Origin of the sequence: Streptomyces sp. NPDC059477 (genome assembly GCF_042749375.1) — a bacterium.
In the GTDB taxonomy this organism is placed as follows: Bacteria; Actinomycetota; Actinomycetes; order Streptomycetales; family Streptomycetaceae; genus Streptomyces.
In genome coordinates, this window is sequence record NZ_JBHYUG010000017.1 from 114,321 (window position 1) to 121,374 (window position 7,054).

General features: G+C 71.9%; 12 protein-coding genes. All 12 read left to right on the plus strand.

What is annotated here, in order from left to right:
• The first annotated feature begins 4 nt into the window (after positions 1 to 4).
• Positions 5 to 178 carry a hypothetical protein gene (locus ACFXAZ_RS12185; RefSeq protein ID WP_384588337.1) on the plus strand — a complete coding sequence of 58 codons (174 nt, stop codon included), beginning with the start codon at positions 5 to 7 and terminating at the stop codon, positions 176 to 178.
• A complete protein-coding gene (locus ACFXAZ_RS12190; protein ID WP_384588341.1) occupies positions 175 to 1,353 on the plus strand; it encodes a phage portal protein in 1,179 nt (392 codons plus the stop codon). The genes ACFXAZ_RS12185 and ACFXAZ_RS12190 overlap by 4 nt, the downstream gene beginning before the upstream one ends.
• Complete coding sequence (locus ACFXAZ_RS12195; RefSeq protein WP_384588344.1) at positions 1,350 to 2,024, plus strand: HK97 family phage prohead protease; 675 nt, start codon at positions 1,350 to 1,352, stop codon at positions 2,022 to 2,024. Before ACFXAZ_RS12190 ends, ACFXAZ_RS12195 begins: the two co-directional genes overlap by 4 nt.
• A gap of 149 nt (positions 2,025 to 2,173) precedes the next feature.
• The gene (locus tag ACFXAZ_RS12200) at positions 2,174 to 3,604 is read left to right on the plus strand and encodes a phage major capsid protein (RefSeq protein ID WP_384588347.1); all 1,431 of its coding nucleotides are present in this window, start codon (positions 2,174 to 2,176) and stop codon (positions 3,602 to 3,604) included.
• Positions 3,605 to 3,660: 56 nt separating this feature from the next.
• A complete protein-coding gene (locus ACFXAZ_RS12205; protein ID WP_384588351.1) occupies positions 3,661 to 3,903 on the plus strand; it encodes a hypothetical protein in 243 nt (80 codons plus the stop codon).
• 11 nt (positions 3,904 to 3,914) lie between these two features.
• The gene (locus ACFXAZ_RS12210) at positions 3,915 to 4,745 is read left to right on the plus strand and encodes a hypothetical protein (protein ID WP_384588354.1); all 831 of its coding nucleotides are present in this window, start codon (positions 3,915 to 3,917) and stop codon (positions 4,743 to 4,745) included.
• Complete coding sequence (locus tag ACFXAZ_RS12215; RefSeq protein ID WP_384588357.1) at positions 4,742 to 5,203, plus strand: hypothetical protein; 462 nt, start codon at positions 4,742 to 4,744, stop codon at positions 5,201 to 5,203. The genes ACFXAZ_RS12210 and ACFXAZ_RS12215 overlap by 4 nt, the downstream gene beginning before the upstream one ends.
• Before the next feature lie 16 nt (positions 5,204 to 5,219).
• Complete coding sequence (locus ACFXAZ_RS12220; protein ID WP_384588360.1) at positions 5,220 to 5,549, plus strand: hypothetical protein; 330 nt, start codon at positions 5,220 to 5,222, stop codon at positions 5,547 to 5,549.
• A gap of 8 nt (positions 5,550 to 5,557) precedes the next feature.
• Positions 5,558 to 5,716 (plus strand): hypothetical protein, encoded by a 159-nt coding sequence (locus ACFXAZ_RS12225; protein ID WP_384588363.1) that lies wholly within the window; start codon positions 5,558 to 5,560, stop codon positions 5,714 to 5,716.
• Positions 5,716 to 6,195 carry a hypothetical protein gene (locus ACFXAZ_RS12230; protein WP_384588366.1) on the plus strand — a complete coding sequence of 160 codons (480 nt, stop codon included), beginning with the start codon at positions 5,716 to 5,718 and terminating at the stop codon, positions 6,193 to 6,195. The genes ACFXAZ_RS12225 and ACFXAZ_RS12230 overlap by 1 nt, the downstream gene beginning before the upstream one ends.
• Positions 6,196 to 6,199: 4 nt before the next feature.
• Positions 6,200 to 6,727, plus strand: coding sequence for a hypothetical protein (locus ACFXAZ_RS12235; protein ID WP_384588370.1), 528 nt, complete (start codon positions 6,200 to 6,202; stop codon positions 6,725 to 6,727).
• A 15-nt stretch (positions 6,728 to 6,742) separates the two neighbouring features.
• Positions 6,743 to 7,054: hypothetical protein (locus tag ACFXAZ_RS12240; protein WP_384588373.1), on the plus strand; the 312-nt coding region annotated here is incomplete at its 3' end.

Consider the following 7,054-nt stretch of genomic DNA (forward strand, 5'->3'; position numbering starts at 1 on the left):
CCCCATGCGCGCGAAGCTGCTCGGTTCGGTGGCGTCGGCGGCCGGTTGGACGGCGCGGTATCTGCCCGGGGTCGCGGGGGCGGTGCTGGCGTCGGCGGCGGCCTGGCTGGTGTACGTGCCTGCGGGGCTCGCCGTGGCCGGGGTGTTCTGTCTGCTGGCGGACTGGAGGCGGCGGTGAGCGTGTTCTTCGGCCCGCGCGAGCAGCGCGCCCCGTTCGCGGAGCCGCCGATCCCGCGCCCGTCGTCCTCGTCGGTGTTCTCGCGGGTCAACCTCGCCCAGGCCGAGGCGAGCCTCCAGAAGGTCGCCGTCTGGTCCAGCGTCGACCTGATCGCCTCGCTGACCTCGATCCTCCCGATCGACGTCTACGAGGGCACCGGTGCCGCCCGGCGGGAGCTGCCGCTGCCGCCGGTGCTGGAGGATCCGTCGGGGGAGGGGTACGGCACGGCGGACTGGATCTACCAGTACATCGTCTCGCTGCTGCTGCGGGGGAACAGCAACGGCCGGGTGGCCGCGCGGGACCGGATCGGCCTGCCGACGCAGATCGTGCTGTACCACCCGGACGAGGTGCAGGGCTGGCGGAGCCTGAAGACCGGCCTGCCGCAGTGGCGGGCGGGCGGCGAGGAAGTCCCTGCGGCGGAGATGTGGCACCAGCGGGCCTATCCCATCTCCGGCCGGCTGATGGGCCTGTCCCCGGTGGCGCACCACGCGACGACGATCGGTCTGGGGATCGCGGCGACCAGGTTCGGGCAGCAGTGGTTCCAGGACGGCGCGCACCCCTCGGGGATGCTGACGACCGAGCAGAACCTGAACCAGGAGAAGGCGGCGACGGCGAAGGAGCGGTTCATGGCCGCGCTGCGCGGCACCCGCGAGCCGCTGGTCCTCGGGGGCGGCTGGAAGTTCCAGGCGATCCAGGTCGCCCCGGAGGAGTCGCAGTTCCTGGAGACGCAGCAGTACACGGCCGCGGAGTGCGCGCGGGTCTACGGGCCTGGCATGGCGGAGGTGCTGGGCTATGAGACGGGCGGGTCGATGACCTACGCCAACGTCGAGCAGCGCAGCATCGACTTGCTGACGTACACGCTGGACCGGTGGCTGGTGCGCACGGAGCGGATGCTGAGCGCGCTGCTGCCGCCGGGGCAGTACGTGAAGCTCAACCGCAAGGCCCTGGCCCGCACGGACCTGCTGACCAGGTTCCGGGCACACGCGCTCGCGTTGCAGAACCGGTGGACGACGCCGAACGAGGTCCGGGACCTGGAGGACCAGAAGCCCGTGCCGTGGGGTGATGTGCCCTTGGAGGGGACCGCGCCGAAGGTGCAGATCGACCGGCAGGACCGGCAGGAAGGAGGGACGCCGTGAGCGACAGGAGTGCCAGGGCGAAGAAGCCCGGCGGGACGGAGCGGCGCGCGTTCCCCGTGCGGCTGGAGGTCCGCGCCAAGAAGGGCGTGCCGGACGTGTCCACGATCGAGGGCTACGCCTCCGTCACCGAGGCGCCGTTCGAGATGTGGGACTGGCTCGGCCCCTACTCGGAGGTTGTGCGCACCGGGGCGTTCGCGAAGACCCTCGCGGAGACGCCTCAGGTGCAGCTGCTGCTGAACCACGGCGGCCTCGCCATGGCCTACACCAAGGCGGGGAGCCTGCGGCTTTCGGAGGACACGACGGGCCTGCACATGGAGGCCGACGTCACCACCCGGCGCTCGGACGTCGGGGACATGCTGGCCGCGCTGGACGAAGGCAGCGTGGACGAGATGTCGTTCGCGTTCCGGGTGACCCGCCAGCAGTGGTCGCCGGACTACGACCAGCGGGACATCCTCGAAGTGGACCTGCACCGCGGCGACGTCTCCGTGGTGAACTTCGGGGCGAACCCCGCAACGTCGGTCGGCGCAGTGCGCGCGGCCGACTTCGACCGTCTCGACGAGGCGGACGCGAGGGCGCTGTTCGAGCGCCTCCAGCGCCGGTTCCAGCCCGCCGAGGCGGAGCCGAAGACGCTGTCCCTGTACGCCGCTCAGGCCGCCGTGATCGGCCTGTAGCGCATCTGTCGCCTGCACCACCCGAACGCGCCGGAGCCCACGCCGGAGCGCCCCGCGGCATGCCCGCGCACGGGCGTCACCACCTGGGTCACCACCCGGACGGCACGCGGGCGCGACCCACACCCACCCCCTCTGAAGGGAGCGAGCCGATGCTCGCCTACCTGCGCAAGCAGATGCAGAGCGCGCTCGAAGCACGGGCCGCGCTGAAGACCGACCTCGACCGCATCGTCAAGGCGGCCGAGGACGCCGGCCGGGAGAAGCTGTCCGCCGACGAGCAGACCGCGTTCGACGCGAAGCGGACTCAGATCCGCACCGCGGACACGGAGATCGAGCAGATGGACGCCCGGATCAAGGATCTGGAGGAGGACGAGCAGCGCGAGCAGCGGGCCGCCGCGATCCACGCCCGGCACGGCCAGGCCGGCGAGCGCCGCGAGCGCGTGAGTGTCACCTCGGAGCCGGAGACCTACCGCAAGGGCGGGCGGACCTCGTACTTCCGGGACCTGTTCCGGGCCCAGATGAAGGGCGATTCGGCGGCGGCCGAGCGGCTGTCCCGCAATGACCGGGAGGTCAGTGCGCGGCTGGAGCGGATCGCCCGTGGCGCCGAGGAGGCCCTCAAGGGCATCGAGGGCCTGGAGGCCCGTGCGCTGTCCACCACGGATGGTGCGGGCGGCGAGTTCGTGCCGCCGCTGTGGATGGTCAACGACTACATCGAGCTGGCGCGGGCCGGGCGGGTCGCCGCCGACCAGGTGCGGTCGATGGCGCTGCCGCCGGGCACCGACTCCATCAGCCTGCCGCGGCTCGCATCCGGGACTGCGGTCGCCGAGCAGGCAAGCCAGAACACGGCCGTGCAGAACACCGACGCGACCACCAACAGCATCACCGCGAACGTGACGACGATCGCCGGGCAGCAGGTCGTGTCCCAGCAGCTGCTGGACCAGTCGCCGATCAACATGGACGACATCCTGCTGGCGGACCTGGCCGCGGACTACGCGGTCAAGGCCGACGTGTTCGTCCTGTCGAACAACGCCACCAACAAGGTCGGTCTGCTGAACGTGTCCGGGCTGAACGCGATCACCTTCACCGACGCGAACCCGACGGTGGCCGAGCTGTACCCGAAGGCCGCGGACGCGGTCCAGCAGATTCACACCGGCCGCTTCATGCCCGCCGACAAGCACCTGATGCACCCGCGGCGGTGGGCGTGGATGACCGCGGCCGTCGACACCGCCGGGCGCCCGCTGGTGGTGCCCGCGGCGAATATGCCGCAGAACGTGCTCGCGGCGATGTCCGGCGTCGTCTCGGAAGGCTTCGTCGGGACGTGGCACGGCCTGCCCGTCTTCCTCGACCCGAACATCCCGGTCAACCTCGGCGGCGCCACCAACGAGGACCGCATCATCACCCTGCGCTCGACGGACGTCATCTTCTTCGAGGGCACCCCGAAGTCCGAGGCGTTCCGCGAGACGAAGGCCGACCAGCTGTCCGTGCTGCTCAGGTTCTACAACTACGCGGCCCTGCACGCCTCCCGCTACCCGAAGGCCATCTCGGTCATCGCCGGTACCGGTCTGGCCACCCCGACGTTCTGAGCCGACCCGGGCCCCGGCCTGTGACGGCCGGGGCTCCCGCCATCAGGGAGGCAGACATGCCCGAGCAGGAGAACGCGACCAACATCCGCACCGGCGAGACCACCGTCACGCAGGTGCCGACAGCCGACGAGGCGTATGCGGCGGCGCTGCTGCGCGAGCGCGACGGCTACGCCCGCCAGGGCCGCCCCGACCGGGTCGCCGCCGTCGACGCCGAGCTGGAGCGGCTCGGCGTCCCGGCGCCGGACGGCCGGGAAACCGCCGCCGAGTCCAGGCTGCGGCGCACCGCCCGCACCAAGTGAGGCGGTGAACCGTGCCGTACGACCTCGGTACCACCGCGCGCCTGACCGCACAGTGCCGGGACCCCGGCGGCACGCCCGCCACCGCGACCACCGCGGTGGTGACGGTGACCCTGCCCGACGGGACCACTGCCACCCCGGCCGCCGAGGAGACCGGGACACCCGGCAGCTACCAGGCCGACTACATCACCACGGTGGCCGGGCGGCACACCGTTCGCTGGGCGTTCACCGGCCCCGTCCACGCCTACACCGACGTCCTCGACGTGAGACCCGAGCAGTCCCCGGCGATCCTGTCCATGCAGGACGCCCGCGACCACCTGAACCTCAAAGGCCACCGCGACACCGGCGACGACGACGAGGTCAGGTTCTGGAACAACGCCACGACCACGGCCGTGGAGTACTTCACCGGCCCGGTCGTGGTCCGCACGGTGACCGAGGACCACGCCGTCAGGGTGGTGGAGGCCCTCACCCTGCGCCACCCCCCGGCGCTGGAGGTCCTGGCCGTCGACCCGCTCCTCGACGGCGGCACCGTCTACGACCCGGAGCGGCTGAACCTGGACGGCCCGGCCGGCATCGTCACCCGCAAGGACGGCGGCCTCATCCACGGCCCCGTCCGCTGCCGCTACCGGGCCGGACGACCGGTCGTCACGGAGAACATCAGCGGCGCCGCGCGGATCATCCTCCAGCACCTGTGGCGCACCCAGCGCCCCAGCCGCAGCGGCGGCCTGCCCGGCGCCACCGACGACTTCAGCGTGACCGAGCCGATCCCCGGCCTCGGCTACGCCATCCCCAACCGGGCCGTCCAGCTGTTCGGTCCGGACAACCAAGGACCAGGATTCGCATGACCGCGATGAACTCCCGTGTGCCCGAGGTGATCGAGGCCCTGGCCGCGCTCGCCCGCACAGACCCGGAGCTGGCCGACGTCGCCGTGGCGGACGGCCCCGAGGTGACCGAGTCGGCCGCACAGGACTGGCTGATCATCGGATTCGACGGCGACCCGTCCGGCGATTTCGAGGCGGCACAGTCCGTCATCGAGGCCGCCGGGCTCGGCACCTCCCAGGAAGAACAGTTCCAGATCACCGTGGCCGCCATCGCCAACCGCGGCGACACCGACATCGTGGCCGCCCGCACCCGCGCGTACGAGATCGGCGAGCGGGTCACGGCGTGGCTGCGGGAGTCGCCGAGTCTCGGCCTGGACGGGCTGGAGGCCGGTATCGGAGGGACCCGGCTGGTGCAGGACCAGACCGTGCAGGGCGCGCAGGCGCGGGTGCTGCTGACCGTGGCCGGCCGCGGATTCATCTAGAAGGAGGAGACCCCACATGGCTGCACTGACCGCCGTGGTGATGCCGCTGACCGGCGCCGCCGTCACCTACACCGCCGCCGCCGGGGGCGGGGACACCGCGCCCACCGGCGCCGGGGTACTGCTGCTCGTCAAGAACGGCGACAGCGCCGCGCACACGGTGACCCTGGTGACGCCGGGCACCGTGAACGGCCTCGCCATCGCCGACAGGGCGATCGCCGTGGCGGCGGGCGCCGAGGTCGGCATCCCGGTCACGAACGACTACCGGAACCCGGGCACGGGCCGCGCGAACATCACGTACGACGCCGTGACCTCCATGACGGTGGCCGTGATCCGGGTGCCGGTCTGATGGCCCGCGTGACGATGACCCACCCCGATCTGCCGGACCAGCCGATCGAGGTGGACGAGGCGGCCGTGCCGCACCACCAGGCGGCGGGCTGGCAGATCGCCGAGGACGCCCCGACCAGGAAGACGCCGACGGCGAGGCGCCGCCGGACGAAAGGAGATGAGAGCTGATGGCGACTCCGATCAACGCGAGCATCCGCTACTACAGGCGCGGCACCACGAAGGTGCTGTGGGTGCCGACGATCGCGAACAAGAACGCGCCGACCCGGACCGAGATCAACGCCGGGACAGCGCTGGAGAGTGAGACCGGCGCGATGGCCGGGTGGCAGACCACGTCCGCCACCGTGCCGACCGCGGCTCTCGGCTCGCGCTTCACCCCAACGGTGCCGGGCGAGATCACCGCCTCCGAGTCCAGCCTGACGTTCTGGGCGTCCAGGGACGGCGACGACGTGCGGACGCTCCTCACGCGCGAGGCCACCGGGTTCATCGTGTGGATGGACGAGGGTGACGTGGCCGGGCAGCCGATGGACGTGTACGCGGTGCAGGTCACGAGCCAGGCCAAGGTCCGTGAACTGGACAGTGCGGCGCAGATCATGTGCCAGTTCGCGATCACGTCCGAGCCCGCCGAGAACGTCACCATCCCGGCCTGATGACATGCCCAGCTCCGTACAGATCACGGGCACCGGCCAGCTGGTGATGCTGTCCCGCCGTCTGCGCGCGGCGGGCGGACCCCGGCTCCGGCAGAACCTGGCCCGCCGCCTGCGCCGGGCGGCCGAGCCGCTGCACCGCGACCTCCAGCAGGCCATCCGCACACAGCCCTTGGCTTCGGAGGGCCGCAAGCGCAACCGCGACGGACGCATCCCCCACGGCGGCCCCTCGCCCACGACCAGGCCCTTCCGCGCGATGCTCGCCGGCGGAGTCCGGATCAGCGTCAGGCAGGGCGCCAGCCCCGGCGCGCGGGTGTGGATGGACTGGACCCAGTTGGAGCCCGGGACTACCGGCGTCCCGAAGCAGGTCAACGAGGGGCGGCTGCGGCACCCCGTGTTCGGTAACCGCTCCCGGTGGGCGACGCAGTGGGCGCGGCCGGCCGGCTGGTGGACGCGCACCGTGCAGGCCGGGACCCCGCGCATGCGGGCCGAGGTCGAACGCGTCCTGGGCGATGTCCGCCGGGACCTTGAGTAGAAGGAGCAGCAGCACATGATCGTTTCCCTGCGGCAGGACGACGGCACCACCGAGCGGGTGTCGACCGGGGACCTGTCCGCCCTGGAGGCCGCCTTCATCGAGGGCCTGGTGGGCGTGCCCTGGCGGGTGGTGGAGGACCGGCTACGGACGCAGGACGTTACCGCCATGCGGGCCGTGCTGTGGGCGTTCCGCAAGCGCGACGATCCCCAGCTGGAGTTCGCCACGTTCGACGTCCCCGGCTGGCGGTACCGGCTGCGCGCCCGCATCGAACGGGCCGAGATCGACGAGATGCTCACCAACATCATGCGCGAGGCCCTCGCCACGAGC